Raw genomic sequence first — 25450 nt, forward strand, 5'->3', positions numbered from 1 at the left:
GAAATCGGATGTTGTTGTAAACTGTCCTGTAAACCAGAGAAAAAACCGCTCCTGATTAAGCAGACTAATAAGAAATTTTTCATAGAAATAAGGTGGAGGCGAGTAGGAGAATCGAACTCCTGTACACGGATTTGCAATCCGGTGCGTAACCACTCCGCCAACTCGCCAGAGTGAGCGTGTTCCTATGGCCCCCGCAGGTCCTCGTCAAGCCGATATGCGGCGCGTGACACGGACATTCCGCATCTCTACAATCAGCGCGGAACAACTGGCGCTGGCGCGCGTTTGGCCAGTGACAGAACTGACCTTAAGGACATGGAACATGGCACAGTCTCAAACTACGGCGCGTCTCAAGGACGTGGAAGCTGACGCGAAGAATGCAACCGGCGACGAGGCTGAGGCGTTGAAGGCGCAGCTCGAGACGCTGAAGGCCGACATGGCGTCGATGACCGAGCTGATGACCGAGCTGGGCATGCGCAAGAAGGACGAGACACTCGACGCTGCGAAAGCGCGCTACGAGGCGCTGCGCCGCGATGGCGAAAAGCTCTACAAAGAGGCCCGGGTCCGCGCCGACGATGCGCAGGATCAGGCGATGGAGGCCATTCGTCGCCAGCCCGCGACGGCCATCGGCATCGCCGTAGGCGTCGGTTTCTTGGCCGGTTTCCTGACCAGCCGCAAGTAAGCATGGCTTTGTTTGCCCATGCTCAGGCCGTTGCGCTCCGCAAGGTGCGCGGCGCCGCCTTCTCGGTTGTCGGCACCATCTTCATACTGTTGGGTGTCGGCTTTTTGTGTGCGGCGCTCTGGATCGTGCTGGTCGAGATACGCGATGCGCTCTTTGCGGCGATGGTCATCGGCGGCGGGCTCGTGGCCATCGGTCTGATCCTGCTGGGCATCGCGCGATTCGTCGCAACCCGGCCCGTGGTGATCGCGTCGCATTCAGCCGCCCCGCAGAAAACCGATCTGCCGATCGTGCAGCTGGTCGAAGGCTTCCTGATCGGGCTCGATGCCGGACGCCGCTCGCGCCGCTAACCCTCGTTCCCCCGGCGGACCACGCGCCTGCGCAGCTTGGTGGCAATCACCGGGCAGGAGAAGTCATTGAAACAGAACAACGCCGTTATCCCCATGTCGATCAACGTCATCGCGGCCATCATGGTGGCTACGGTGTTATATATCGCGCAGGATATCGCCGCTCCGATGACGCTGGCGGTGGTCACGGGTGTGATTGTCGCGCCCTTGCTCGACGGTCTCTGCCGTCTGGGCGTTCCGGTCGGCATCGGGGCGACCCTGATCCTGTTCATGACGCTGGCGCTGATCGTCATTTCCATCGTGGCCTTCGAGCCGGTGTTCTGGCGCTTCGTCGATGCAATCCCGGCGATCCGGCAGGAAATCCGCGAGATCGTGTTCGAATTCCGCGACACGCTGCGCAACATCGGCAACGTGAACCAGGAGGTCCAGGAGGCGCTTGGCGGAGGCGGCGACGGCGGCGGTGGCGAGGATGACAGCGCGCCGGTGCCCACCGTGACCGACGCGGTCCTCGCGGCACCGGTCTTTCTGGGCCAGTTCCTGGTCTTCGCGGGCACCTTCTACTTCTTCATGGTCAACCGCCTTGATGTCTATTCCTTCCTGTCCCGCCGCCTGAGCAAGGTGGGAGAGACCGAGTTGATCAAGCGCCGCTTCCGGGTGGCAGAGCATCTGGTGTCGCGGTATTTCATCGCCATCACCACCGTGAACCTGGCACTGGGCTTCGCCGTCACCGCCGTCATGACGGCGCTTGGCATGCCGTTGCCCTATGTCTGGGGGCTTGGCGCCGCGCTTTTGAACTATGTCCTCTACCTCGGGCCGGCGGCGATGGTGGTGATGCTGCTGTTGGGCGGGCTGATCAACTTCGAAGGTCCGATGGTGGCCGCCCCGGTTGCGGCCTACCTGACCATGAACATGATCGAAGCGCAGTTCGTGACACCGGCCTTCGTCGGGCGGCACGTGTCGCTCAATCCGCTGATCGTGTTCGTGGCGCTGATCTTCGGGCTCTGGTTCTGGGGGCCGATCGGGGGCATTGTGGCGATCCCGGTTCTGGTCATCGGCGTGGCGATGAGCGACGACAATCTGGCACTGCATTCCAAGATCGCGGCCCGCGCCAATTCGGACGGCTGAGGCGGCCAGGGCGCATCCCGGCGTCATTGTCGCAAAAAGTGGTGTCGGATTGTCCCATTCCGCACGCGTCATGTTGCCGCCTGTTGCGACCTGTGGCAGAACGAAGCGGAGTTTCTGAACGAAAGAGTTTAGCGGATGTCAGATTACGCGACCCTTCGCCGGGTGATGGTGGACACACAGGTGCGCCCGTCCGATGTCACGAAGTTCCCGATCATCCAGGCCATGCTGACCGTCCCGCGCGAGGCGTTTCTGCCGGTCGACAAGGCCAAGGTCGCCTATGTCTCGGACGCCATCGACATCGGTCCAGGCCGCACCGTCCTCGCGCCCCGGGTTTTCGCCAAGATGGTCGATGCGCTGGACGTCACCAATGACATGCTGGTTCTCGATATCGGCTGTGGATACGGCTATTCCGCCGCAGTCCTGGCCCATATCGCCGAAGCGGTCGTCGCGGTCGAGGAAGACACCGATCTTGCCTCCGATGCGCCGTCGATCCTGTCCGAACACGGGGCCGATAACGTCGTGCTTCACGAGGGTGCGCTCAAGGACGGGGCGCCGGACCACGGCCCCTATGACGCGATCATGGTCGAGGGCGGGGTCGAGACCCTGCCGGACGGGCTTGCGGATCAACTAAAGGACGGCGGGCGCATCGCCTGCCTGTTTGTCGAGGGTCAGCTCGGCACGGTGCGGATCGGCTACAAGATCGACGGTCACCTGAACTGGCGCTACGCGTTCAACGCCAGCGCGCCTGTTCTGCCGGGCTTTGCGAAAACGCGCGCCTTCGCACTCTGATCGGCGGGACCGCGTCGGCGGTCCTGCATGGGAAATACGGGCAGGAGGCGGCCTTATGGCGCTTACTAGGATTCTTGCGGCAGCCGGTCTGGCGGCGATCACCATCGTCGGCCACACCACGGTCAGCCGGGCCGACACGCTGGCGGACGCCATGGTCGGGGCCTACAACACCAGCGGATTGCTTGAACAGAACCGGGCCGTGCTGCGCGCCGCCGACGAAGATGTGGCCCAGGCCATCGCGGCGCTGCGCCCGGTGATCAACTGGTCGGCGGAAGTCAGCCGCGACTTCGGTGCGACCCGCAGCGCCGCCACCTTCGGCTCGGTGGCAGGCTCGGTCAGCGAAAGCGCGACCGCCGGCATCAGCGCATCGCTGCTGGTCTACGATTTCGGCCGCTCGAAACTGTCCGTCGACGCGGCGAAACAGGCCGTTCTGGCAACCCGTTACCAGCTGATCGGCATCGAGCAGCAGGTGCTGTTCCGCGCGACCCAGGCGTTTTTCGAGCTGCAGCGCAGCCTGCGCACGCTGAGCCTGCGCCAGAACAACCTCAACGTCATCGCGCGCGAATTGCGCGCCGCCCGCGACCGCTTTGAAGTGGGCGAGGTGACCCGCACCGACGTGGCGCTGGCCGAGGCCCGCCTTGCCGAGGCGCGCAGCCAACTGGCCGTGGCGCAGGGCAGCGTGGCGCGCGCGCAGCAGGAATACCTGCGCGCCACGGGCCGCCGTCCGGGCACCTCCAACGTGCTGGGCTCGGTGCCGAAGATCCCCGCCTCGGTCGAGGCCGCGACCGCCATCGCGCTCAAGACCCAGCCGGACCTGATCGCCGCGCAATACGCCGTCACCCTGGCCGAATTGAGCATCCAGATCGCCGAGGCGACGCTGAAGCCCTCGGTTAACCTCTCCGGCAGCTACGGGTATACGCAGGACCTTGACGATCTGGACAATTTCTCGCGCGGCGGGTCGATCTCCCTCGGGGCGTCCGGGCCGATCTATCGCGGCGGCGCGCTGACCTCGGCGTTGCGTCAGGCGGTGGCCAACCGCGACCAGCGCCGCGCCAACCTGTATGTGGTGTCGGAGAACGTCCGCCAGAACGTGTCGAACGCCTATGTCAACGTGCAGGTGTCGCGTTCGGCGATTGAGGCGGGCCGCCGTCAGGTCGAGGCCGCGCAGGTCGCGTTCAACGGCATCCGCGAAGAGGCACAGCTTGGCGCGCGCACCACGCTGGACGTGCTCAACGCCGAGCAGGACCTGCTCGATGCGCGCACGCTGCTGATTTCGGCGCAGGTGGATGAATATGTCGCGGCCTATAACGTGATCGCGGCGATGGGTCGGCTGACCGTGGCGGACCTCAACTTGCCGGTGCAGCAATACGATCCGACCGCCTATTACAACCTCGTCAAGGATGCCCCGGCCCTGTCGCAGCAGGGCGAGCAGCTCAACCGTGTCCTGAGAGCGATTGGAAAAGATTAAGGTTTTTCCGATCTGTTGTGCGGAATCAGGGGTGCGGTTACACTCACTCCTTGAGGTAGAGCGGTGAACCATATGTCGAAACCAGTTTCGAACGTCGAAATCGAGGACGTTCTGGCGTCCATCCGTCGGCTTGTGGCCGATGACGGGCGCGGATCGGCGGCGCGCGCGTTGCAACCCGGCCCGGTCGACCCGCCAAGGACGCTGTCCGACGCGGTGCAGAATGGCCAGGCGCGCGAGGTCTCGGCAGCCGACCGTCTGATCCTGACCCCCGCACAGCGCGTCGCCGAACAGGACGCGCCAGAGCGGGACGCACCCGCGCCCGAGGAATGGGCCGCGGACGACGGCCATGATCCAGACCATGAAGCCCACCATGATACGGGCCATGAAGCCCACCATGACACGGGCCACGACGCCCACCATGACACGGGCCACGACGCCGAAGCCCATGCCGCGCAGGACCATGCGGCCAATGACGATGCGCCGTTCGACGATGCAGCGCAGGACCACGCCGCCGGTCATGAGGACGCGCGGCACCACGACGCGCAGGACGATGAACAGGACCACGGCGCCCCTGACGCGGCAGCCACCGAGCCGTCGGAACTGCCGCCGGTCCTGCTGACCGAACCGCATCGCATCCTGCCGCCCGACGCGCCGATGATCGCCTATGCCACGGCGCTGGAAGAGGGGCAGGAATCCGCGGTCGCTTTCCCGGACGACGCCGAAACCGACGCCGGTGACCCGGATGACGGCGGGCAGGCGGATGCCGCCGATGCAACGGATGCAACGGACCGTCACCGGGACGCGCCGCGCGAAAATGATGAAAATGCGCAGGATAATGCGCCCGACACCGCCGACAGCCTGCTCGCGCAGGTGGTCAAGCAGGAACTGACCGCCGCGCTCAAGGCGCAGATGGCCAGCACGCCGCATCCGACCGCCCAGAGCGACGATCAAGGCGACCCGGCGCCCCAACATGACGCGGTCCAAGCCTCTGACGCGGTCGATCCGCAGCCCGCCCCGGCGGTGACGCCCGAAGCCGCCGCGCCAGACGCCCAGCCCGCGCCGGACGCCCAGCCCGCGCCCGAACAGGCCGCCGTGCGCCCACGTCCGCGCCCGACCCGCCATACCGCGCCAGACGACAGCGGCGCGCGTTTTGTGCCGCCGCCGCGATCCGGGCTCAGCCTAGAACAGAAGATCGCAGAGCTCGAGGCGATGATCGGCGACAACGGGTCCGAGGAATGGGACGACGAGACACCGGGGCAGGGCGGCAATGCCGGGTTTGCCAAGAGCTTCGGTTCCGCCCTCGAATGGGAGGACGCGCCGCAGGTCGATGCGATGTTCCGGACCCGTCGCGCGGGCGAACTGGCCGAAATGGCCGATGACCTCGACGAAGATGTCGCGGGCGACACGCCGGCCGCGCCGCTTGCAGGGCTCGACGATGCGGACATGCGCGCGCTGGTTGCCGATATTGTGCGCAGCGAATTGCAGGGCGCACTGGGCGAACGGATCACCCGCAACGTGCGCAAGCTGGTCCGCCGCGAGATCCAGCGCGCGTTGATGAACCAGACCTACGAATAACCGCGGACGCGGTTGCCCGGCACGTGGCGGGCGATCTGCCGCGCGGGGGCCGCGTCTACGCCCGGCCCGCGCCCTGTATCGCGCCCTGTGCCGCGCATCAGCCCGGCAGGTCCGAATAAAAAAGGCGCGCCCGGGGGCGCGCCAAGATCAGGTCTGAAATCTCGGAAGGATCAGGCGGCTTCGGCCTGCAACGCCGCATTGCGACGCTCGCTCTCTTCGCGCGACAGCGCGACAGAGGTACGGACCCCCTTCGAGACGAATTCCATGAGACCGCCAACGACACGTTCGTTGGGGTCGATTCCCGCGCAGCTCAGAACTTCGCGACCGTCGCGCGACCGCGCCCAGCGGGCGATCTGCTCGGGGCCGTTTCCGTATTTCTTGTCGTCGGCGATGGCATCATCAAGTGCGGCAAGCACAACGGCTGCGAAGAGTTTGCGGGCACGGTTGCCCTGCTCCGCGTTGAACGCCGTTCCGTCAACGAAATCTCGCATGTGTCGTCCTTCTGATTATTGGTCTTGTCCTTCGGGCGTGAGGGTTCTTATGACCTATCCCACCCGATTCGGATACAGCAGTATTGCATAGCTCCATTGCGCTTCGCGCATGTCTCCACGTCAGCCCGCCACCGCCTTCCACGATATATGGTAAGGTTGCAGGGTGTCTGATGGCCATATATAGGGGGCGTCACGATCCGATCAACCCATCGACAAAGAATTGCCACATGCCCAAAATCAACGGAAACGAGATACGCCCCGGCAACGTGCTCGAGCACAACGGCGGCCTTTGGGCCGCGGTCAAGGTCGACCATGTAAAACCCGGAAAAGGTGGTGCTTTTGCGCAAGTCGAGATGCGCAACCTGCGCAACGGCTCGAAGCTGAACGAACGGTTCCGGTCCGCCGACAAGGTCGAGCGCGTGCGCCTTGAACAGCGCGACATGCAGTTCCTGTTCGAGACCGACGGCATCATGACCTTCATGGATGCCGAAACCTACGATCAGGTGGAACTGCCCGCGGAACTCCTTGGCGACAGGCGGCCCTTCCTGCAGGACGGCATGACCATTCTCGTCGAATTTTACGAAAGCGAGGCGCTGAACGCGACGCTGCCGCAGAAGGTGACCTGCCGCGTTGCCGAAACCGAGCCGGTGGTGAAGGGCCAGACCGCTGCCAATTCGTTCAAGCCCGCGATCCTCGACAATGGCGTCAAGATCAACGTGCCGCCCTTTGTCGGGCAGGACGAGGATGTCGTCGTCAACACCGAGACGATGGAGTATTCCGAACGCGCCTGATCGGCCCCTCGAGACGCAAATAGCCGCGGCGCCCTGGGCCCGCGGCTTTTTTCATGCGCCCCGCCGCGACCCTAGACGCCAAGGTCGTCCAGACACCGCGTCACCAGCGACAGGTAGCGCTTGCCGAACAGCCGCAGGTGCACCAGCGCGGGCCAAAGCTGATAGATCGGGCGGCGCGCCTCGTGCCCGGGCTCCAGCTTGCCGTAACCGCGCCAGAACGCCGCGTCAGGTGCGCCGAACAGCGTCAGCATCGCCAGATCGACCTCGGCATGGCCGTAATAGCTTGCCGGATCGATCATGTAGGCCCGCCCGCCCGACACACGCACGTTGCCGCCCCACAGATCGCCATGCAGCAGCGCGGGCCTCGGGGCGGCGGGCAGGCGGTCGTGCAACGACGCCGCCAGCGCCGCGACCCGGTCTGCCAGATCGGCATCGAGATGGGGCAGATGCGGCACCAGCCGCCGCTCGGCCCAGAACGCGGGCCAGGAGGGCAGGCTGGCATTCTCGATCCGGACCTGGCCAAAGGCGTAGTCCTCGCTCCAGCCATAGCTGCGGCCTTCCCAGCCATGCATCCGCGCCAGCGCGGTGCCGAAGTCGCGCCAGACCCGGGTGTCACCTTCGCCTTCGGGCAGATATTCCAGGCAGATCAGGCCGTGTTCGACGTGCAGCACCCGGGGCACCGGCGCGTGCAGCAGCGCCATTTCGGCCAGCATCCGCGCCTCGGCATCCACCATCGGCCCGCGTTTGGCCACCAGCATCTCGCCATTGCCCAGCACCACCAGCGCGACCTCGGAAAGATCGCCGCCGTGCAGCGGCTCGACGCGCGCGACATCGGTGCCCAATGCGTCCAGAAGCGGCTGCGGCAGGCTCATGCCGGCCACGCGAGGTCTGCGTCACCCGCGGTCATGCCGTCTTCCGCCCGCGCAAAGCGCAGATAGGCAAGCCCCGCGCCATCCGCCTGCGTGTACAGCGTGCCGGCCGGTTTGCCGTCGGCCAGGATCTCGGTGCCCACCGGGGCCGCCCCGGTGACCGTGACCCGGGCGAGGCCCTTTTTCAGTTCGGTCTTGTGCTTCATCCGGGCGGTCACTTCCTGCCCGACATAGCAGCCCTTGCGGAAGTCGACGCCGTTCAGCCGCTCGAACCCCATCTCGAGGATGAAGCTTTCGGGGGTCAGCTCGACGCCGGTTTCGGGCACGCAGGCAGCCACCCGCAGCGCATCCCAATCGACGCCGTCCTCCGAGGCGCGCCCGTCATAGGCCCGCCACCCCATGCGCGGGTCGCGCGGATCGGCGAAGGCCCCCTCGGGCGCGGCGCCGGTGCCGCGGGCGACGGCGATGTCTGTCTCTTCGATGGCGATTTTGGCGCGCAGCTTGTAAAATCCAAGCGCGCGCTTCAGGTCGGCCACCAGCGCTGTCGCCACGTCGATCAGGATCGCGTCGCCGTCGGCCACGAGAAAGAAATCCGACCGGTATTTCCCCTGCGGCGTCAGCAGCGCGGCATAGACCGGACCATCGCGCAGCGCATCGAGGTCGTTGGTCACCAGGTTCTGCAGGAAGTGATGCGCTTCCGCGCCCGAGATGCGCAGCACCGTTCTGTCGGTCTCGCTCATGTTGGCCTCATTTCGTGTGTTTGCCTAACCTAGTGGCTGGGCCGTGGTCTGCAACCGGGCAGGGCGGTCAGTCCGCATCGCGGATCTGCAGGTTGTGCAGGTCGGCGTAAAGTCCGCCCTCTGCCACCAGCGCGTCATGGGTGCCCTGTTGGACCGCGCGGCCGTGGTTCATCACCACGATCTTGTCGGCGTTGCGGATCGTCGACAGGCGGTGCGCGATGATCAGCGTGGTGCGTTCGCGCGCCAGCGTATCGAGCGCGGCCTGCACGTCGGCTTCGATCTGCGCATCCAGCGCCGAGGTCGCCTCGTCCAGAAGCAGCACCGGCGTGTCGCGCAGGATCGCCCGCGCAATCGCCACGCGCTGCCGCTGCCCGCCCGACAGCCGGGAACCGCGCGGTCCCACCGCCGCATCCAGCCCGCCTTGCAGTTTCGGCAGGAAATCGGTGACCCGCGCGGCATCGAGGGCGGCCTGCAGACGCGCCTCGGAGACGCCGTCCTGGCCCAGCAGGATGTTGTCGCGCAGGCTTTCGTCGAACAGCAGCGCATCTTGCGACACCACCGAAAAGACCGCCCGCAGATCGCCCAGCCGCATCGCATCGGTGCGGATGCCGTCCAGGCTCACCGTGCCCTGCTCGGGGTCGATCAGCCGCGTGAGCAGGTTGAACACGGTCGACTTGCCCGCCCCGGACGGGCCGACCAGCGCCGTCACCTGTCCGGCCTCGGCGACAAAGTCGGTGCCTTGCAGGATCGCGCCGTCGCCGTAGCTTGCGGTGACGTTGTCGAAGACGATGCGCGGCGGGGCGGTCGGCGCGGGCCTGGGGTCGACCGGATCGCGCACCTCCGGGGCAAGGTCGAACAGCTCGCGCAGTCGCTCCAGCCCCGCAAGCGCGGGCTGCAACGTGCCCGACAGGCCGCCCAGACGGCGCAGCGGTTCGAAGGCCAGGCCAATGGCGGTGAAGAAGGCGACGAAATCGCCCACGGTCTTGTCGCCCGACAGGATCTCGGAGCCGCCGAAATAAAGCACCGACGCAAAGCCCAGCCCCGACATGATGTCGATCAGACCCGGGATCGCCGCCTGCGCCGCGGAATTGCGGATCTTGATGTTGACCACCCGCTCGGCAAGGCTGCGAAACCGGCCCGCCTGGTAGTTTTCAAGCGTGTTGAGCTTGACCGGCACGATGCCGGTGAAAATCTCGTTCAGGCGCGTCGACAGGCCCGCATCCATGTCGCGCACGCGCCGCGAATTGCCGCGCAGGAACTTCTGGATCAGGAACGCCGGCAGGACCAGCAGCGGCGCGCCCACCAGCGCGACCAGCGTCCAGCGCCAGTCGATCGCGAAGGCGACCCCGAACAGCGACACCAGCGCCACCGCGTCGCGCCCCGCGCCGGTGATGAAGGCCTTCCAGACGGTGTTGATGGTGTTCACGTCGCCATTCAGACGCTGCATCAGGTAGCCCGGTCCGTAGGTCTGGTGAAAGCCGCCATCCAGCGTCATGATATGACGCAAAAGCGCCTCGCGCAGCTCCATCATCGAGATCGCCGAGACGCGGCTCATGATGGTCTTCTGCCCGATCCCGGCCAGCGCGCGGACCGCGAAGATCACGAAGAAAAGAATGCCGACGATGCCGATATACTGCTCGCCGCCCGCGACGAAGACCTTGTCGAACATCGGCTTCATCATGTACGACAGCGCCCCGAACATCGCCCCCTCGATCGACATCAGCAAAAAGGCAGCGATGAACCAGGGCCAGTGCCGGATCAGGTAGTCGCGCCAGACCCAGGCGAACAGCGCCACGCGTTCCCGGAAGGTGTTGTCTTCGGTCTCGTAGCTGTCCGAAACCTTGAGGCGGGTTTTCCTGCTCATTCCGGCGGTGCCAGGTCGGCGGCCGGGCGCTTTTCGTCGAACCCGGCTTGCAGACGGGCGGCGCGGTATTCGTTGCGGATCCAGTCCTCGAACCCGATGCGCCCCAGCGCCTGCCGCGCCTCATAGACATCGAGGATGTAGTCCTGGATGCCGGTGCTGGTGAACTTCAGGTGCATGTAGCGCAGGCCAAGCTGCTTGCGCGCCTCGGGGATCGTCGCGTTCTCGAACACCAGAAGATAGATCGCACCCAGCAGGCCGGTGCGGTCCGCTCCGGATTTGCAGTGGAAAACCAGCGGTTTGTCCGCGTGTCTTAACGCATCTATCGCGGTCAGGATGCGCTTCTTGCTCGACGCGTGGCGCGCCCAGAGCTTGGCATCGATCAGCGTCAGGCCAAGCTCCTCGCAGATTTCGCGCTCGAACAGGTAAAACGAGAACTTGTCCGGCCCGCGCAGGTTCACCACGGTCTTGATGCCCATCCGCTTGAAGGCGCGAAAGCGCCGGTCGGTCGGATGGTTGGAGCGGTAGACGCCGGGGGCGATCTCGAAGAAATTGGTCCAGAAACCGCGCAGGATGCCGTGGTCGAACAACGCCATGTGCACCCGCGACCAGAAACGGTCGCGCGGCGTCGAGATATCCTTCCCGAACGATCGCATCAGGCGGCGCTCCGCCTCGGCGATCCGGTTCCATACTGTTCTGATCATCGGGTCCGGCATCAGGCTCCTGTCACGCAAGGGGGTGTAACCGCTTGGGCGACCGTGCGAAAGCCTTCGCGACCGCACCGCCGCCGAAACGTGACGCGATTGACGCCGCAGGCGGCGGGGGTAGGGTGCGAAATGCGCCCGTGCCTTGCGGCGCAGCCCCAGGAAGGTCTTCGCCCCATGTCACTCGCCCACGGTCGCCCCTACCTTGCCATTCCCGGACCGTCGGTGATCCCGGACGCCGTGCTGCAGGCGATGCACCGGCCCGCGCCCAATATTTACGAAGGTGCGCTGGTCGACATGGTCGCGGGCATGGTGCCCGACCTCAAGCAGGTGGCGCGCACCGACGGACACCTGGCGATCTACATCGCCAATGGCCATGGCATCTGGGAGGCGGCGCTGGCCAATACCGTCGCCCCCGGCGAGACGGTGCTGGTCTGCGCCACCGGCAGCTTCGGGCACGGCTGGGCGGACATGGCGCGCGCGATGGGCATCGAGGTCGAAATCCTCGAGTTCGGCAGGCAGGCGCCAATCGATGCCGACCGCCTGAGATCGCGGCTTCTTGACGATGCGGGCGGGCGCATCAAGGCGGTGCTGACGGTGCATGTGGATACCGCGTCCTCGATCCGGTCGGACGTGGCCCTGTGCCGTCAGGCGCTGGACGCCGCCGGTCACGCGGCGCTGTTGATGGCCGATTGCATCGCGTCGCTGGCCTGCGACCGCTACGAGATGGACCTCTGGGGGGCGGATGTGACGCTTGCGGCCTCGCAGAAGGGGCTGATGGTGCCGCCGGGCATGGGCTTTGTGTTCTTCAACGACCGCGCCGCCGCGGTGCGCCGCGCCATGCCCCGCGTCAGCCGCTACTGGGACTGGTCCGAACGCGCTGCGCCCGAGATGTTCTACCAGCATTTCTGCGGCACCGCACCGACCCACCACCTGTTCGGGCTGCGCTGTGCGCTCGACATGATCCTGGCCGAGGGGATGGAGGCGGTCTGGACGCGCCACGCCACGCTGGCCCGTGCCATCTGGGCGGCGGCGGATGTCTGGTCCGAGGGCGGGCCGCTGCGCCTGAACGTGGCCGATCCGGCCCATCGCAGCCACGCGGTGACGGCGCTGCGCGTCGGCGCGCCGTACGGGGCGCGGCTTCGGGCCTGGACGGCGGACCAGACGGGGGTGACCCTGGGCATCGGATTGGGCATGATCGAAGAGGGTGACCCCAGGGGCGACGGCTTTTTCCGCTTCGGACATATGGGCCATGTCAACGCGCATATGATCCTGGGACTCGTGGGCACGGTCGAGGCCGGACTGACGGCGCTTGGCGTGCCGCATGGGGCAGGTGGCGTGTCGGCGGCGGTCCAGGTCATCGCCGAGGCCAGCGCGGCGGCGACTGGCGCACGAGGGGCGCAGACATCACAAACACCGCAGACCACGACCCCGGCCCGGTGCTGCGACTAGGCGCCGGATCAGGTCCGGCGCGCCGCCGCGCCCGCGCCGCCCGGATCCGCCCGCGCGCCCGTGGCGACGCCCGCGCGCGCCCTAGCCATGCCGACGCTCGGCGATCCGGTCGAGCAACGCTTTCATGACCCAGGACAGCGCCAGCACCACCGGCAGTCCGAACAGCACCCAGATCACGCCCAGGATCCAGAACAGGTTGATCGCGCCCATCACCAGGGCAGGAACGGTATAGTTGGGGGCCGTGCCCCGGGGATGATGCTGCATGATCCGACCGCCTCCTTGACTCGTGAAGACAACGATAGGCCGGTGCCGGATGATTGAAAGCCTAGCGCGCGATCGCGGCGGTCACATCTTCGAGCGCGCCCGGCAGCACCTCCTCCAGCACGTCGAGGTCCTGATCGCGTCCGCAACTCACCCGGATACAGCGGTTCTGGGGGGCCTCGAAGGGCATCCGCACGAACACCCCGCGCGCCCCGAGCGCGGCGACCAGCGCCCTGGCATGGGCACCGTCCCGGCCACAATCGAGCGTCACGAAATTGGTGGCCGAGGGCAGGGGCACCAGACCGTTGGCCACGGCGATCCGCCCGATCCGGTCCTTGGCGCGCCGCACTTCAGCCTGCACATGCGCCAGCCAGTCGCGATCCCCGAGTGCGGCCAGTGCCGCCGCCTGCGCCACGCGGGTCATGCCGAAATGATCGCGCACCTTGTCGAAAGCCCGGATCAGGTCGCGCGCGCCGGTGGCATAGCCGACACGCAGCCCCGCCATCCCATGCGCCTTCGAGAAGGTGCGCATGCGGATCACGCGCGGATCCTCGGGGTCGATCCGGGGCGCGGTGCCCTCGGGCGCAAATTCGATATAGGCCTCGTCAAGCAGCAGCAGCGTACCTTCGGGCAGATCGTCCAGCGCCGCCTCGATGGCGCGGCCCTCATGCCAGGACCCCATCGGGTTGTCGGGATTGGACAGGTAGACCAGTTTCGCGCCGGTTTCACGCGCCCTGTCGATCAGCGCGGGCAGATCCTCTCGATCCTCGCGGAACGGCACCTTGTGCAGCACCCCGCCAAAGCCGGTAACGTGGTAGTTGAAGGTCGGATAGGCCCCGTTCGACGTCACCACCGGGTCGCCCGGTTCGATCAGCAGCCGCACCAGCGTGCCCAAGAGCCCGTCGATCCCGGCCCCGATCACGATGTTGTCGGGCGCGGTCCCCATCGCCTCTGCCAGCGCCGCCTTCAGCGCGTGATTGGTCGCGTCCGCGTACATCCAGACGTCGGGTGCGGCGGCACGCAGCGCGGCCAGCGCCCGGGGCGACGGACCGAACACCGATTCGTTGGCGCCCAGCCGTGCCCGGAAGGGGCGACCGGTCTGCCGCTCCTGCACTTCGGGGCCGACGAAGGGCACGTCGGCGGGCAGGCTCTGGGCGAGGCGGGTCAATCTGGGTCCGGTCATGGGCGCGGAGTATGCGGATCGGCGTGGCGGACCACAAGGCCCGCCGCGCCGCGCGTCACCGGGTCAGCACCGGATCGCCGCGCACATGGCTCCGGTCCTCGATCGCGTGCAGCAGGAAATGCGCCACGTCGCTGCGCGAGATCAGCCCCATCCGCCAACTCTCGGGGTCGGTCAGCACCTTGTATTTCCCGGTCATCGGACGCTTGGTCAGGATCACCGGGCGCGCGATGGTCCAGTCCAGATCCGAAGCCATGACCATCTCTTCCTGGCGGGTCTTGTCCTTGTAGGGCTCGCCCAGCAGGAACGCGTGGCCCTGACGTTCGATCCAGCTCAGCGCCCGGATCGACCGGCCCGCGCCGATCCCGGTCACGATCAGCAACCGCTTCGGCCCGTGTTCGGCCATCAGCGGCAACAGCGCCTCGGTTGCCTTGGAAAACAACGTCACCGGCTTCCAGATCATCGCCACGCTTTCCTCGATGCCAAGGCACATCACCACCGCGTCGACCCCCGCAAGCGCCGGGGCCAGGTCGTCGGGATCGGTGGCATCGCCCGGCCATCGCTCCAGCCGGTCGTGCTCCAGCGTCATCTCTGCGGCGCTGCGCGCGAAGGCCCGCATCTCGTGGCCGCGTCCGAGACCGTAGCGCACCACCTCGAGCCCGATGCCCTTGGTCGCGCCAATCACCAGTATCTTGCTCATGTCCAATCTCCTTTGTCCCCTAGGTAAGCGGGGCGTTGCCAAAGAAAAGGCGCGCCGCTGCTTGACGGCGCGCGGCCCAGCCGTCACCTATCGCCCAGCCCAACAACAGCCGAGCACGATGGCCCGACGCACCGCCCCCTTTGCCCCGTTCGAATGGATGATTGCCTGGCGCTACCTGCGCGCCAAACGCGCCGAGGGGGGCGTCAGCGTGATGACGTGGATCAGCCTTCTGGGCATCACGCTCGCAGTTTTCGCGCTGATCGCGACGCTGGCGGTGCGCTCGGGCTTCCGGGCCGAATTCGTGGACACGATCCTCGGGGCCAATGCCCATGTGACCGTCTATGCCGCCGAGACGCGCAATGCCGACGGCATCGTCAGCCGCTCCTTCGCCGATTTCGACGCCCGGGCGTCGCGCCTCGCCGAGGTGGCGGGGGTGACCCACGCGGCCGCGATCGTCAAGGGACAGGTCATGGCCAACGCCAACGGGCGCAATTCCGGCGTCGAGGTCTTCGGCATGGCGGTCGACGACCTGCGCACCCTGCCGCGCATCGTCGATCCCGAAACCGGCAGCGGCGACATCGCCCGCTACGGCGACGGCATCGCCATCGGGTCGGGGGTGGCGCGCGAACTGGGCGTGTGGATCGGCGATCCGGTCAAGCTGATCTCGCCCGACGGGGTCAAGACCGCCTTCGGCCAAAGCCCGCGCGTCAAATCCTACGAGGTGGTCTACATCTTCAACGCGGGGCGCTACGACATCGACCGCACCCGCATCTACATGCCCTTCGCCGAGGCGCAGCTCTACTTCAACCGCGACGGTCTGGCGGACGAGATCGAGGTCCGCGTGGACGACCCCGAAACCGTGGCCACGCTGCGGCCCGCGCTGCAGCAGGCGGCGGGCAACGGGACCTATACCTGGACCTGGCAGGACGCCTCGGGCGGCTTTCTCAACGCGCTCGAGATCGAGGATAACGTGATGTTCGTGATCCTCTCGATCCTGGTGCTGATCGCGGCGATGAACATCACCTCTGGGCTGATCATGCTGGTCAAGAACAAGGGCCGCGACATCGGCATTCTGCGCACCATGGGTCTGACCGAGGGCGCGGTGCTGCGCGTGTTCTTCATCTGCGGCGCGTTCACCGGCATCATCGGGACCGCGGCAGGGGTGGTCCTGGGATGTCTCTTCGCGATCTATATCGACCCGATCTTCTCGCTGGTGAACTACCTGGCCGGCGGCGGGGTGTGGGACCCGTCGGTGCGCGGTCTCTATCAGTTGCCGGCCGAGCTGCAACTCGGCGACGTGATGTCCGCCGTCAGCCTGTCGCTGGGCCTGTCCTTCATCGTAACGATCTTCCCGGCCCGTCGCGCGGCCCGGATGAACCCGGTGGAGGCGCTGCGGTATGAGTGATCCGACGCTGCGTCTTTCGGGTATTTCCAAAAGCTACAACAAGGGCTTGCCGGGTGAAGTGCACGTCCTGCGCGAGGTTGATCTGGCGGTGGCCGCCGGTGAGGTCGTGGCGCTGGTGGCGCCCTCTGGCGCGGGCAAGTCGACGCTGCTGCATATCGCCGGGTTGCTGGATACGCCCGATGCCGGAACAGTGGCCATCTCGGGTCAGGACATGACCGGGCAGTCGGACCGTCGGCGCACCCGGATGCGCCGCGAAACGGTAGGCTTTGTCTACCAGTTTCACCACCTTCTGCCCGAGTTCACCGCCGAGGAAAACGTTATTCTTCCGCAGCTTGCAAACGGAACTTCGCGCAGGGACGCTGCTGCGCGCGCGGCAGAGCTGCTGGCCTCGGTCGGCATCTCGGACCGCGCCAAACACCGGCCCGCGGCGCTGTCGGGCGGCGAACAGCAGCGCGTCGCCTTCTGCCGCGCCATGGCCAACGCGCCGCGCCTTCTGCTGGCGGACGAGCCCACCGGCAACCTCGATCCCGAAACCTCGGACCGGGTGTTCGCCGCGCTGATGCAGCTGGTGCGCGACACCGGGCTCGCGGCGGTGATCGCCACGCACAACCTCGATCTGGCCGCCCGCATGGATCGGCAGGTCGTGCTCGACCAGGGTCGCCTGCGCGCCCGCTAGGCCTGTTAAGCCTGCGCCCTGTCACGGATTCGTTTCTCGCTGTAACGCGGCGCGGCGCTATCTTCCGTGGTGTCAGTGAATGAGGAAGTCCATGCCCCGAACAGCCGCCTTTTCCTTGCCCGCGACCGTCGGTGCGGTCCTTGCCCTCTGCCTTGCGACCGCGCTCGCGCCGCCGGTCTCCGCCGCATCCGTTCCGTTCGACAAGAGCTGGAAAGTGCAGCGCTTTTCGATCTTCTCCGGCAACGATTACGACTTTAACGGCTCCAGCATGTCGGTGGTGTCAGACGGCACCGTCTCGATCGCCTATCGCCCGCTGGCGGAAAGCGCCTGGGGCGCGCGGGCGGCGCAATGGGCGTGGTCCGTGACGGATGGCGTGCCCGCCACCGACCTGACGCAGAAGGGCGGCGACGACCGCAACCTGGCGCTTTATTTCGTGTTCTTGCCCGAGGCCGATGCAAAGGCCTTGCAGGGCGCGTCGATCACCCGGCTGCTGAACGAGGACGCGATCCGCGCGCTGGTCTATGTCTGGGGCGGCGACCATGCCCGCGGCGATGTGCTGCCCAGCCCCTATCTCGGCGACCGCGGCAAGACCGTGGTGCTGCGCGGATCGGGCACCGGCGCGCATATGGAAAACGTCGATCTGGCGCAGGACTACGCCCGGGCCTTCGGCGGCACCCCCGGTGCGCTTGTGGGCATCGCCGTGTCGGGCGACAGCGACGATACCGAAACCCGCATCGACGCGCGGCTCAGCGATCTGGCCGTCGACTAGGCCCTCTGGGTGATCCACACGCCAAGTGCCATGACCGTTATGCCGGTCATGCGCGTCAGGGTCAGCGGCGAGGGCCGCGCGCCGAACAGGCCGAACTGGTCGATCAGCGCCGCCGACACAAGCTGCCCGATCAGCACGAAGAACACCGCGTTGCCGACGCCGAAATGCGGCGCGATATAGGTCACCGTCAGCACGTAAAACGCCACGAACAGACCGGCCAGGAACAGGTGTCTGGGCGCGCCCGCCGCCCGAGCCAGCGCCCCCGGTCCGGTGACCAGCAACACGGTGGCGGTTGCCGCAAATGCCACCATGAACAGGATCAGCGCCGCCGCCGCCGGCGATGCCATGCGAATGCCAAGCGCGGCATTGAGCGCGGCCAGCAGCGGAATGCCAATTCCAGCCAGAAACATGATTGCGGCATAGTGGAGCATGGCGTGTCCTTCCGGTTGACCTTGCGGCGACACTCTAGTGTGCATGCGGGGGTGTCACGTGGAAAACGCGACAACCCGCCGCCCGCCCGTTCCCGGTGCAATCCGCCCTTGCGCGGACGCCCGCGTTGCCGGAAACAGGGCCGCAAAGGACAGGAGTAGCGACATGACCATGTTTCGATTTGCCATCGCGGGCCTTGCCATGAGCGGCCTCGTGGCCTGCGAAATGGACGCGGTCCCCGGTGGTCCGGCAGGCGGCGACGGTGCCGATGCCATGCCCACCGAAGCGGAAGGCGCGCGGCTGTTCGTCGAATATTGCGTGGTCTGTCACGGCACCGGGGGCAAGGGCGACGGGCCGATGGCGCGGGCAATGACCAAGCCGCCGCTGGACCTGACGCTGCTCAGCGTGCGCAACGGCGATGTCTATCCGGCGCGCAAGGTGCTCTCGACCGTCGACGGCTATGCGCGCTCGGACCTGTCCGGGCCGGGCATGCCCGAATTCGGCGACATGCTGTCGGGCGACCTCGTGCCCTACGATTCCGGCGATGGCGTGCTGACGCCGACGCCGCGCACCCTGGTGGCGCTGACCGAATACCTGCGCACGATCCAGGCCACGCGCTGACGCGGAACGGACGGCGCGCCCGGTGTTGACGGGCGGGCGCCTCGGGGAGGGGCATGACGTCAGCTGCCGACGATGCGGCGCACCATGGTCCAGTAAAGCGCCTCGATCTCGGCCAGACTCAGCCGTCCGCCTTCCCGGAACCAGGTGTTGACCTGGGTCAGCATGCCGATCACCGCGAAGGCGGCGATCCGGGGGTCGGCGATGTCGAAGGTCCCGCTGTCGCGCCCGTCGCGCAGGATGTCGACCAGCGCCCCTTCATACTGACGGCGCAGCGCCTCGATCTCGGCGAAATGATCGGGCTCGAGGTTGCGCAACTCCATGTACGAGATGAAGACCGCCTCCGGACGCTCGGCGTTGTAGCGGATGTGAAAGCGGGTAAATGCCTCTAGCCGGTCAAGCGGCGTTCCGGGCCCGTCCTGCGCGGCATAGGCCGCCAGCAAATCGGTCATGTGCCGCTGCAACAGCATGAACAGCAGTTGCTGCTTGTCGCGCGTGTAATTGTAAAGCGCCCCGGCCTGCACCCCGACCTCGGCGGCGATCTGGCGCATGGATACGGCGGCAAAGCCGTGGCGCGCGAACAGCGTCAGCGCCGCGCGCTCGACGCGCGGGCCGGTGATGTCGGAATGGGAACCGCGCGTGCGTGCCATTCCGCGAGTGTGTATTGAACGCCTGTTCAGATCAAGCGCCTTCATCCTTGCCAAGCCCCGACCCCTCGGGCAAGACAGAAGCATCGCCGGATCGGATTGTCGATGCATCGCCTGTTCTGCCTTCTCTTGCTTGCGTCCTGCGCGCAGTTTCCCGAGCTTGATGCGACGGCGACGCCCGGCGTGGCCGAGGCCGACTATCCCGACCTTCTGCCGCTGGACGCGCTGCTGCGCGGTCCGGTGCCGCGCGCCACCCCCGACCTGCGCGCCTCCGTGGTCTCGCGCGCGGCGTCGCTCGAAGCCCGCGCCGCCCGCCTGCGCGGCCCGGTGATCGACGCGGCGACACGGGCGCGGATGGCCCGCGGCGTGGCCGATCCCTGAGACGCGTTGCAGCGCCTGCGCCAAGTCGCTAGAGGAAGCCGCGAACCCCAGATCGGCAAAGGAGCCTTGCGTCATATGACTGAACCCCTGCGTCTCGGAATTGCAGGTCTCGGCACGGTCGGGGCAGGTGTGGTGAAAATCGTGCGGCAGAAGGCCACCCTTCTGGCCACCCGCACCGGGCGCCCGATCGAGATCGTCGCCGTCTCGGCGCGCAATCGCGACAAGGATCGCGGCGTGCGGCTGACCGATTACGCCTGGGAAGACGACCCCGTGGCCCTGGCCCGGCGCGACGATGTCGATGTCTTCGTCGAACTGATGGGCGGCTCGGACGGGCCCGCGAAGGCCGCGACGCAGGCGGCGCTTTCGGCGGGCAAGGACGTGGTCACCGCCAACAAGGCGATGCTGGCCCATCACGGGCAGATGCTGGCCGAACTGGCCGACGACACCGGCGCGGTGCTGCGCTTCGAGGCGGCGGTCGCGGGCGGCATCCCGGTGATCAAGGCACTGACCGAAGGTCTGGCGGGCAACGAGATCAGCCGCGTCATGGGGGTGATGAACGGCACCTGCAACTACATCCTGACGCGGATGGAATCGGCCGGGCTGACCTATCGGCAGGCCTTCGACGAGGCCGACGACCTGGGCTACCTCGAGGCCGACCCCGAGCTTGACGTGGGCGGGATCGACGCCGGGCACAAGCTTTCGCTGCTGGCCGCCATCGCTTTCGGCACCGAGGTCAACTTCGCGGGCGTCAGGCTGGAAGGCATCGGCAAGGTGTCGATCGACGATATCCGGCAGGCCGCCGACATGGGCTACAAGATCAAGCTGCTGGGCGTGGCGCGGATGACCGGTCGCGGGCTCGAGCAGCGCATGGCACCTTGCCTGGTGCCCGAAACCTCGCCTCTGGGCCAGCTAGACGGCGGCACCAACATGGTGGTGATCGAGGGCGACATGGTCGGCCAGATCGTGATGCGCGGTGCCGGTGCCGGCGAGGGGCCGACCGCCTCGGCGGTGATGGGTGACGTCATGGACATCGCGCGCGGGTTGCGCATCTCGACCTTCGGCAAACCCGCCCGGGCGCTGGTCGAGGCGCAACCGGCGCTGGTCTCGACACCGGCACCCTACTATCTGCGGATGCGGCTGCTCGACAAACCCGGCGCGCTGGCCAAGGTCGCGACGGCACTGGGCGATGCGGGCATCTCGATCAACCGGATGCGGCAATACGATCACTCCGCCGATACCGCGCCGGTGCTGATCGTGACCCACAAGACCACGCGCGACGCGCTGGACCGGGCCATTGCCGCGATGAGCACGTCCGGCGTGCTGGGAAGCGATCCGGTTGCGCTCCGCATCGAACAGGTCTGAGCCGATCCCCGCGGCCCTCGCGGTGGTGATCCGCGCGGGCCGGGTGCTGCTGGTGCGTCGCCGCAATCGCCCGGATGCGGGGCTCTGGGGGTATCCCGGCGGCAAGTGCGAACCGGGCGAGCCCGCCGCCGCGGCGGCGCTGCGCGAACTGACCGAGGAAACCGGCCTGCGCGCCGCCCGCGCCACGCCGCTGGGGGTGCTGCATGTGATCCGCCCCTACGCGGTCTACCGTCTGGATGCCTTCGTGTGCGCGCATGCCACCGGTGACGTGCAGGCCGCCGACGATGCCGAGGAAGCGGGCTGGTTCGGGATCGCCGATGTCATCGCCGCGCGCCTGATGATGAGCCGCGATGTCGACCGGCTCTGCCTGCGGGCGCTGGCACGGGATTTTAATTAAAATCCCGCATCGCCCTTGTTCTTGCGCTGCGCCAAGCGGGCAGGGTAGGTGTGCGGGCAACAGGAAACAGACAAGGGTCGGAGCATCGCCATGAGCGCGCACAAGGATTTCAATGATCGCATGTTGTCGCTGGGTCTCGCCCGCGTGTCCGAGGCCGCGGCGATCGCATCGGCGGACTTCATCGGGCGCGGCGACGAGAAGGCCGCCGACCAGGCCGCGGTCAACGCCATGCGCGAACAGCTCAACAAGCTCGATATCAAGGGCACCGTGGTGATCGGCGAGGGCGAGCGCGACGAAGCCCCGATGCTGTTCATCGGCGAGGAAGTGGGTTCGGGCAAGGGCCCCGGCGTCGACATCGCGCTCGATCCGCTGGAAGGCACGACCCTGACCGCCAAGGACATGCCGAACGCGCTGACCGTGATCGCCATGGGGCCGCGCGGCTCGATGCTGCACGCGCCGGATGTCTACATGGACAAGCTGGCGGTCGGGCCGGGCTTTGTCGAAGGCGTGGTCACGCTCGAGATGAGCCCGCGCGAACGGGTCGAGGCGCTGGCCCGGGCCAAGTCCTGCGCCACCCGCGACATCACCGTCTGCATCCTCGAGCGGCCCCGCCACGAGGACATGATCGCCGAGGTGCGCGCCACCGGGGCGGCGATCCGCCTGATCACCGATGGCGACGTTGCCGGTGTCATGCACACCGCCGAGCCGGACCTGACCGGCATCGACATGTATATGGGGTCGGGGGGCGCGCCCGAAGGCGTGCTGGCCGCTTCGGCGCTGAAATGCATGGGCGGGCAGATCTACGGCCGCCTGATCTTTCGCAACGACGACGAACGCGGCCGCGCCGCCAAGGCCGGGATCACCGATCTCGACCGGATCTATTCGCGCGATGAAATGGTCACCGATCACGTCATCTTCGCCGCCACCGGCGTGACCTCCGGCTCTTTGGTGCCGGGGATCAAGCGCGAGGTCGGCTACCTGACCACCGAGACGATCCTGATGCGCTCGAAGACCGGGTCGGTCCGGCGCATGGTGTATCGCAACCCGACTGGGCACTGAGGCGGGCAGGGGTGCGCGGATCGCGGGGCGATCCCCACCGGGGGCGCTGCCCCCGGACCCCCGGAGTATTTCTGGTCCGATCATGAGGGGCGCGCGCGCGTGAGTTTTCTGGGTGTCGAGACGTCGCTGACCGAACGGCGCTGGGTAGGGCCCGCGCCCGAGCTGCAGCGGCAGGCCGAGGCCATGGCGCAGGAGACCGGTCTTGCCGCACCGGTCTGTGCCACCCTGGCGCGGCTCGGTGTTACTGGGGCGGAGGCGGCCCGGTATCTCGACCCCAAGCTGCGCGATCTGCTGCCCGACCCGCGCGGTCTGCGCGACATGGAGCGCGCCGCCACACGCGTGCTCGGGGCGGTGCGCAAGGGCGAGCGCGTGGCGGTGTTTGCCGATTATGACGTCGATGGCGGCGCCTCGGCGGCGCTGTTGATCGACTGGTTCCGACAACAGGATCGCGGTGTCACGCTCTATGTGCCGGACCGCATCGACGAGGGCTATGGCCCCAACGTGCCGGCCATGACCGACCTGGCCGCGACCCACGATCTGATCATCTGCGTCGATTGCGGCACGCTTTCGCACGCGCCCATCGCGGCGGCGGCGCATAGGGCGGATGTGGTCGTGCTGGATCACCATCTGGGCGGCGAGACCCTGCCGCCGGCCGTCGCCGTGGTGAACCCCAACCGGCAGGACGAGGATGGCGCGCTGGCGCATCTGTGTGCCGCCGCCGTGGTGTTCCTGATGCTGGTGGAATGCGGGCGCCAGATCCGTGCGGATGGCGGGCAGGGGCCCGACCTCATGGCCATGCTCGATCTGGTGGCGCTGGCGACGGTGGCGGATGTCGCGCCGCTGCGCGGGGTGAACCGGGCGCTGGTGCGGCAGGGGCTTCAGGTCATGGCACGCCGCGCGCGGCCCGGCCTTGTGGCGCTGTCGGACGTGGCCCGGCTGGGCACCGCGCCAACCGCCTATCATCTTGGCTTTGTCCTTGGCCCGAGGGTCAATGCCGGGGGGCGCATCGGCGCTGCCGATCTCGGGGCGCGCCTGTTGTCCACCACCGATCCGCACGAGGCCGCGGCGCTGGCCGAACGGCTGGACCTGTTGAACACCGAACGCCGCGAGATCGAGACCGCGGTCCGCGCCGCGGCCCTGGCCCAGGCCGAGACCCGCAATCTCGATGCGCCGCTGGTCTGGGCCGCGGGCGAGGGGTGGCATCCGGGCGTCGTCGGCATCGTCGCCGCGCGTCTGAAAGAGATGACCAACCGCCCCGCCGTCGTCATCGGGCTTGAGGGCGACGAGGGCAAGGGGTCGGGCCGGTCGGTTTCGGGCGTGGATCTGGGGGCGTCGATCCAGAAGCTCGCCGCCGAGGGTCTGCTGCTCAAGGGCGGCGGGCACAGGATGGCGGCGGGTCTGACCGTGGCGCGCGATGGGGTCGAGGCGGCCATGGCGCGGCTGACCGAGTTGCTGGCACGGCAGGGGGCGGGGCAGGGCGGTGCCGCGGACCTTCGGCTGGACGGCGTGCTGATGCCCGGGGCCGCGACCATCGAGCTGATCGAGGCACTGGGCCGCGCGGGGCCCTTCGGGGCCGGTGCGCCCGCGCCGCGCCATGTCTTTCCCGATGTGCAGATCGGCTATGCCAAGCCTGTCGGCGACGGGCATCTGAAGCTGGGCTTCGGCGACGGCCTGGGGGCCAAGGTCGACGCCATTGCCTTCGGTGCCTTCGAGACCGAAATGGGGGCCGCGCTCAGCAATCACAAGGGCGCGCGCTTTCATCTGGCCGGGCGGCTCGAGGTCAATGCGTTTCGCGGGCGGCAATGCGTGCAGCTGCGACTGGAAGACGCCGCGCGCGCCGCCGGTGAAAATTCCTGAGAAAGCCCCTTGCGGCGACGCGCCGGTTTTTCTAAACACCGCGCACGCCACATCGTGGCCCGTTCGTCTATCGGTTAGGACGCCAGGTTTTCAACCTGGAAAGAGGGGTTCGATTCCCCTACGGGCTGCCACTTTTCCCCGGATTTCCTGCAGCCGTCGCATCGGCTAACCCGTGACCGGGGCATGCGCGGGCGCGGTGAAGAAACCTCTTGCGGCTTTGGGCGTGTTGGCCTAGGCAGCCGCCACAAGGATGGCCCGTTCGTCTATCGGTTAGGACGCCAGGTTTTCAACCTGGAAAGAGGGGTTCGATTCCCCTACGGGCTGCCACCCTCCCCCTGATCCCGGTTTGAACCGTTTCCGCACCGGTCTGTTGCGCCGGGCTTTCGTACAGGGTCCCTGTACCGGGTCTCGGCGCCTTTATGCGATGGCTGTTGACGGTTGCCGGGCCGGGGCGCGTGCGCGGCATGTTTCCCAGCCTGTCGCCCGGGTGCCGTCGCCCCGGGCGCGGACGCGGGCCCCGGACAGACCCGAAAACCGCCGCTGATTCCAGAAATGAGTCGGTGAACCGGCCCCGGTTGTGTTACAAGTGCGCGAATACCGGGCGGGGCAGGGGGGTGCCGCCGTGTCGTTGGTGCGGAATTTTTCCGCTCTGACAGGACTTTCGTGGACGCGATCGAGAAATTCCCGGGATTTGTGAATTTTCTGCTTGCGGGTTTTGGTGTGGGACCGTAGAAGCCCCTTCACCGGCGGCGCTGAGGCGCGGTTGGGACGCCAGACGGGGCGGCGCTGCGGTGGAGACGCCGGGGGTTGCCTGCGGGGCG

General features: G+C 67.2%; 26 protein-coding genes, 3 tRNA genes and 1 pseudogene. 19 read left to right on the forward strand and 11 right to left on the reverse strand.

What is annotated here, in order from left to right:
• Nucleotides 1-93 precede the first annotated feature (93 nt).
• Nucleotides 94-167, reverse strand: a tRNA-Cys gene (locus ACXYMN_RS13070).
• Nucleotides 168-319: 152 nt separating this feature from the next.
• On the opposite strand from ACXYMN_RS13070, the gene ACXYMN_RS13075 reads away from it, so the two are divergent.
• The 6 genes from ACXYMN_RS13075 to ACXYMN_RS13100 all read left to right on the forward strand — a co-directional run bounded on the left by ACXYMN_RS13075 (nucleotide 320) and on the right by ACXYMN_RS13100 (nucleotide 5980).
• Nucleotides 320-679 (forward strand): DUF883 family protein, encoded by a 360-nt coding sequence (locus ACXYMN_RS13075; protein WP_459014145.1) that lies wholly within the window; start codon nucleotides 320-322, stop codon nucleotides 677-679.
• A 2-nt stretch (nucleotides 680-681) separates the two neighbouring features.
• Nucleotides 682-1026 (forward strand): hypothetical protein, encoded by a 345-nt coding sequence (locus tag ACXYMN_RS13080; RefSeq protein WP_459014147.1) that lies wholly within the window; start codon nucleotides 682-684, stop codon nucleotides 1024-1026.
• 66 nt (nucleotides 1027-1092) lie between these two features.
• Complete coding sequence (locus tag ACXYMN_RS13085; protein ID WP_459014148.1) at nucleotides 1093-2148, forward strand: AI-2E family transporter; 1056 nt, start codon at nucleotides 1093-1095, stop codon at nucleotides 2146-2148.
• A gap of 135 nt (nucleotides 2149-2283) precedes the next feature.
• Nucleotides 2284-2937, forward strand: a complete 654-nt coding sequence (locus ACXYMN_RS13090; protein ID WP_459014149.1) for a protein-L-isoaspartate O-methyltransferase family protein — start codon at nucleotides 2284-2286, stop codon at nucleotides 2935-2937.
• A gap of 55 nt (nucleotides 2938-2992) precedes the next feature.
• On the forward strand, nucleotides 2993-4405 hold the full coding sequence (locus tag ACXYMN_RS13095) for a TolC family outer membrane protein (RefSeq protein WP_459014150.1): 1413 nt from the start codon (nucleotides 2993-2995) through the stop codon (nucleotides 4403-4405).
• A gap of 72 nt (nucleotides 4406-4477) precedes the next feature.
• Nucleotides 4478-5980: a hypothetical protein gene (locus ACXYMN_RS13100; RefSeq protein ID WP_459014152.1), complete on the forward strand. Its 1503-nt coding sequence runs from the start codon at nucleotides 4478-4480 to the stop codon at nucleotides 5978-5980.
• 170 nt (nucleotides 5981-6150) lie between these two features.
• Here the strand turns inward: ACXYMN_RS13100 and ACXYMN_RS13105 are convergent, their stop codons facing one another.
• Nucleotides 6151-6471, reverse strand: a complete 321-nt coding sequence (locus tag ACXYMN_RS13105) for a DUF6280 family protein (protein WP_459014153.1) — start codon at nucleotides 6469-6471, stop codon at nucleotides 6151-6153.
• A gap of 227 nt (nucleotides 6472-6698) precedes the next feature.
• On the opposite strand from ACXYMN_RS13105, the gene efp reads away from it, so the two are divergent.
• Nucleotides 6699-7262, forward strand: coding sequence for an elongation factor P (gene efp, locus ACXYMN_RS13110; protein ID WP_459014154.1), 564 nt, complete (start codon nucleotides 6699-6701; stop codon nucleotides 7260-7262).
• A gap of 71 nt (nucleotides 7263-7333) precedes the next feature.
• On the opposite strand, the gene ACXYMN_RS13115 is transcribed toward efp, so the two are convergent.
• From ACXYMN_RS13115 to ACXYMN_RS13130, 4 genes and pseudogenes are all read right to left on the reverse strand, one after another.
• Nucleotides 7334-8134: a fructosamine kinase family protein gene (locus ACXYMN_RS13115; protein WP_459014155.1), complete on the reverse strand. Its 801-nt coding sequence runs from the start codon at nucleotides 8132-8134 to the stop codon at nucleotides 7334-7336.
• Nucleotides 8131-8877 (reverse strand): annotated as a pseudogene (gene ygfZ / locus ACXYMN_RS13120) (CAF17-like 4Fe-4S cluster assembly/insertion protein YgfZ); the annotation flags it as partial. The gene ACXYMN_RS13115 and the pseudogene ygfZ, both read right to left, overlap by 4 nt.
• Nucleotides 8878-8938: 61 nt before the next feature.
• A complete protein-coding gene (locus ACXYMN_RS13125) occupies nucleotides 8939-10735 on the reverse strand; it encodes an ABC transporter ATP-binding protein (protein ID WP_459014156.1) in 1797 nt (598 codons plus the stop codon).
• Nucleotides 10732-11436, reverse strand: a complete 705-nt coding sequence (locus ACXYMN_RS13130) for a phosphatase domain-containing putative toxin (protein WP_459014157.1) — start codon at nucleotides 11434-11436, stop codon at nucleotides 10732-10734. The genes ACXYMN_RS13125 and ACXYMN_RS13130 overlap by 4 nt, the downstream gene beginning before the upstream one ends.
• A gap of 177 nt (nucleotides 11437-11613) precedes the next feature.
• Here ACXYMN_RS13130 and ACXYMN_RS13135 point away from each other — a divergent pair, with 177 nt between their 5' ends.
• Nucleotides 11614-12888, forward strand: a complete 1275-nt coding sequence (locus tag ACXYMN_RS13135) for a pyridoxal-phosphate-dependent aminotransferase family protein (protein WP_459014158.1) — start codon at nucleotides 11614-11616, stop codon at nucleotides 12886-12888.
• An 81-nt stretch (nucleotides 12889-12969) separates the two neighbouring features.
• On the opposite strand, the gene ACXYMN_RS13140 is transcribed toward ACXYMN_RS13135, so the two are convergent.
• The 3 genes from ACXYMN_RS13140 to ACXYMN_RS13150 all read right to left on the reverse strand — a co-directional run bounded on the left by ACXYMN_RS13140 (nucleotide 12970) and on the right by ACXYMN_RS13150 (nucleotide 15029).
• Complete coding sequence (locus tag ACXYMN_RS13140; protein ID WP_459014159.1) at nucleotides 12970-13152, reverse strand: hypothetical protein; 183 nt, start codon at nucleotides 13150-13152, stop codon at nucleotides 12970-12972.
• Nucleotides 13153-13213: 61 nt separating this feature from the next.
• On the reverse strand, nucleotides 13214-14332 hold the full coding sequence (locus ACXYMN_RS13145) for a pyridoxal phosphate-dependent aminotransferase (protein ID WP_459014160.1): 1119 nt from the start codon (nucleotides 14330-14332) through the stop codon (nucleotides 13214-13216).
• Between the two features lie 55 nt (nucleotides 14333-14387).
• Nucleotides 14388-15029, reverse strand: a complete 642-nt coding sequence (locus tag ACXYMN_RS13150) for an NAD(P)-dependent oxidoreductase (protein WP_459014161.1) — start codon at nucleotides 15027-15029, stop codon at nucleotides 14388-14390.
• Between the two features lie 118 nt (nucleotides 15030-15147).
• Between ACXYMN_RS13150 and ACXYMN_RS13155 the strand changes: the two genes are divergently transcribed.
• From ACXYMN_RS13155 to ACXYMN_RS13165, 3 genes are all read left to right on the forward strand, one after another.
• Nucleotides 15148-16434 (forward strand): lipoprotein-releasing ABC transporter permease subunit, encoded by a 1287-nt coding sequence (locus tag ACXYMN_RS13155; protein ID WP_459014162.1) that lies wholly within the window; start codon nucleotides 15148-15150, stop codon nucleotides 16432-16434.
• Complete coding sequence (locus tag ACXYMN_RS13160) at nucleotides 16427-17110, forward strand: ABC transporter ATP-binding protein (RefSeq protein WP_459014163.1); 684 nt, start codon at nucleotides 16427-16429, stop codon at nucleotides 17108-17110. Before ACXYMN_RS13155 ends, ACXYMN_RS13160 begins: the two co-directional genes overlap by 8 nt.
• 91 nt (nucleotides 17111-17201) lie before the next feature.
• Nucleotides 17202-17879 (forward strand): DUF3047 domain-containing protein, encoded by a 678-nt coding sequence (locus tag ACXYMN_RS13165; protein ID WP_459014164.1) that lies wholly within the window; start codon nucleotides 17202-17204, stop codon nucleotides 17877-17879.
• Here the strand turns inward: ACXYMN_RS13165 and ACXYMN_RS13170 are convergent.
• On the reverse strand, nucleotides 17876-18310 hold the full coding sequence (locus ACXYMN_RS13170; protein ID WP_459014165.1) for a DMT family transporter: 435 nt from the start codon (nucleotides 18308-18310) through the stop codon (nucleotides 17876-17878). The two genes, ACXYMN_RS13165 and ACXYMN_RS13170, sit on opposite strands and share 4 nt — an antisense overlap.
• Before the next feature lie 163 nt (nucleotides 18311-18473).
• On the opposite strand from ACXYMN_RS13170, the gene ACXYMN_RS13175 reads away from it, so the two are divergent.
• Nucleotides 18474-18929, forward strand: a complete 456-nt coding sequence (locus ACXYMN_RS13175; protein WP_459014166.1) for a c-type cytochrome — start codon at nucleotides 18474-18476, stop codon at nucleotides 18927-18929.
• 59 nt (nucleotides 18930-18988) lie between these two features.
• On the opposite strand, the gene ACXYMN_RS13180 is transcribed toward ACXYMN_RS13175, so the two are convergent.
• Nucleotides 18989-19576 carry a TetR/AcrR family transcriptional regulator gene (locus ACXYMN_RS13180; RefSeq protein WP_459014167.1) on the reverse strand — a complete coding sequence of 196 codons (588 nt, stop codon included), beginning with the start codon at nucleotides 19574-19576 and terminating at the stop codon, nucleotides 18989-18991.
• 102 nt (nucleotides 19577-19678) lie between these two features.
• Between ACXYMN_RS13180 and ACXYMN_RS13185 the strand changes: the two genes are divergently transcribed.
• The 7 genes from ACXYMN_RS13185 (at nucleotide 19679) to ACXYMN_RS13215 (ending at nucleotide 24956) form a co-directional block, all read left to right on the forward strand.
• A complete protein-coding gene (locus tag ACXYMN_RS13185) occupies nucleotides 19679-19954 on the forward strand; it encodes a hypothetical protein (protein WP_459014169.1) in 276 nt (91 codons plus the stop codon).
• Nucleotides 19955-20029: 75 nt separating this feature from the next.
• Nucleotides 20030-21316 (forward strand): homoserine dehydrogenase, encoded by a 1287-nt coding sequence (locus tag ACXYMN_RS13190; RefSeq protein ID WP_459014170.1) that lies wholly within the window; start codon nucleotides 20030-20032, stop codon nucleotides 21314-21316.
• Nucleotides 21291-21713 carry an NUDIX domain-containing protein gene (locus ACXYMN_RS13195; protein WP_459014171.1) on the forward strand — a complete coding sequence of 141 codons (423 nt, stop codon included), beginning with the start codon at nucleotides 21291-21293 and terminating at the stop codon, nucleotides 21711-21713. The genes ACXYMN_RS13190 and ACXYMN_RS13195 overlap by 26 nt, the downstream gene beginning before the upstream one ends.
• A 90-nt stretch (nucleotides 21714-21803) precedes the next feature.
• Nucleotides 21804-22772, forward strand: coding sequence for a class II fructose-bisphosphatase (glpX, locus tag ACXYMN_RS13200; protein WP_459014172.1), 969 nt, complete (start codon nucleotides 21804-21806; stop codon nucleotides 22770-22772).
• A gap of 99 nt (nucleotides 22773-22871) precedes the next feature.
• Nucleotides 22872-24629 carry a single-stranded-DNA-specific exonuclease RecJ gene (recJ, locus tag ACXYMN_RS13205; protein ID WP_459014173.1) on the forward strand — a complete coding sequence of 586 codons (1758 nt, stop codon included), beginning with the start codon at nucleotides 22872-22874 and terminating at the stop codon, nucleotides 24627-24629.
• A gap of 56 nt (nucleotides 24630-24685) precedes the next feature.
• A tRNA-Glu gene (locus ACXYMN_RS13210) sits at nucleotides 24686-24760 on the forward strand.
• 121 nt (nucleotides 24761-24881) lie between these two features.
• Nucleotides 24882-24956: transfer RNA gene (locus tag ACXYMN_RS13215), tRNA-Glu, on the forward strand.
• Nucleotides 24957-25450 lie beyond the last annotated feature (494 nt).

The organism is Roseivivax sp. CAU 1753 (assembly GCF_054482575.1).

Coding starts and splice junctions, on each gene's coding strand:
- ACXYMN_RS13075 (WP_459014145.1), top strand. CDS start 320: ATGGCACAGTCTCAAACTACGGCGCGTCTCAAGGACGTGGAAGCTGAC.
- ACXYMN_RS13080 (WP_459014147.1), top strand. CDS start 682: ATGGCTTTGTTTGCCCATGCTCAGGCCGTTGCGCTCCGCAAGGTGCGC.
- ACXYMN_RS13090 (WP_459014149.1), top strand. CDS start 2,284: ATGTCAGATTACGCGACCCTTCGCCGGGTGATGGTGGACACACAGGTG.
- ACXYMN_RS13095 (WP_459014150.1), top strand. CDS start 2,993: ATGGCGCTTACTAGGATTCTTGCGGCAGCCGGTCTGGCGGCGATCACC.
- ACXYMN_RS13100 (WP_459014152.1), top strand. CDS start 4,478: ATGTCGAAACCAGTTTCGAACGTCGAAATCGAGGACGTTCTGGCGTCC.
- ACXYMN_RS13105 (WP_459014153.1), bottom strand. CDS start 6,471: ATGCGAGATTTCGTTGACGGAACGGCGTTCAACGCGGAGCAGGGCAAC.
- efp (WP_459014154.1), top strand. CDS start 6,699: ATGCCCAAAATCAACGGAAACGAGATACGCCCCGGCAACGTGCTCGAG.
- ACXYMN_RS13115 (WP_459014155.1), bottom strand. CDS start 8,134: ATGAGCCTGCCGCAGCCGCTTCTGGACGCATTGGGCACCGATGTCGCG.
- ACXYMN_RS13125 (WP_459014156.1), bottom strand. CDS start 10,735: ATGAGCAGGAAAACCCGCCTCAAGGTTTCGGACAGCTACGAGACCGAA.
- ACXYMN_RS13130 (WP_459014157.1), bottom strand. CDS start 11,436: ATGATCAGAACAGTATGGAACCGGATCGCCGAGGCGGAGCGCCGCCTG.
- ACXYMN_RS13135 (WP_459014158.1), top strand. CDS start 11,614: ATGTCACTCGCCCACGGTCGCCCCTACCTTGCCATTCCCGGACCGTCG.
- ACXYMN_RS13140 (WP_459014159.1), bottom strand. CDS start 13,152: ATGCAGCATCATCCCCGGGGCACGGCCCCCAACTATACCGTTCCTGCC.
- ACXYMN_RS13145 (WP_459014160.1), bottom strand. CDS start 14,332: ATGACCGGACCCAGATTGACCCGCCTCGCCCAGAGCCTGCCCGCCGAC.
- ACXYMN_RS13150 (WP_459014161.1), bottom strand. CDS start 15,029: ATGAGCAAGATACTGGTGATTGGCGCGACCAAGGGCATCGGGCTCGAG.
- ACXYMN_RS13155 (WP_459014162.1), top strand. CDS start 15,148: ATGGCCCGACGCACCGCCCCCTTTGCCCCGTTCGAATGGATGATTGCC.
- ACXYMN_RS13160 (WP_459014163.1), top strand. CDS start 16,427: ATGAGTGATCCGACGCTGCGTCTTTCGGGTATTTCCAAAAGCTACAAC.
- ACXYMN_RS13165 (WP_459014164.1), top strand. CDS start 17,202: ATGCCCCGAACAGCCGCCTTTTCCTTGCCCGCGACCGTCGGTGCGGTC.
- ACXYMN_RS13170 (WP_459014165.1), bottom strand. CDS start 18,310: ATGCTCCACTATGCCGCAATCATGTTTCTGGCTGGAATTGGCATTCCG.
- ACXYMN_RS13175 (WP_459014166.1), top strand. CDS start 18,474: ATGACCATGTTTCGATTTGCCATCGCGGGCCTTGCCATGAGCGGCCTC.
- ACXYMN_RS13180 (WP_459014167.1), bottom strand. CDS start 19,576: ATGGCACGCACGCGCGGTTCCCATTCCGACATCACCGGCCCGCGCGTC.
- ACXYMN_RS13185 (WP_459014169.1), top strand. CDS start 19,679: ATGCATCGCCTGTTCTGCCTTCTCTTGCTTGCGTCCTGCGCGCAGTTT.
- ACXYMN_RS13190 (WP_459014170.1), top strand. CDS start 20,030: ATGACTGAACCCCTGCGTCTCGGAATTGCAGGTCTCGGCACGGTCGGG.
- glpX (WP_459014172.1), top strand. CDS start 21,804: ATGAGCGCGCACAAGGATTTCAATGATCGCATGTTGTCGCTGGGTCTC.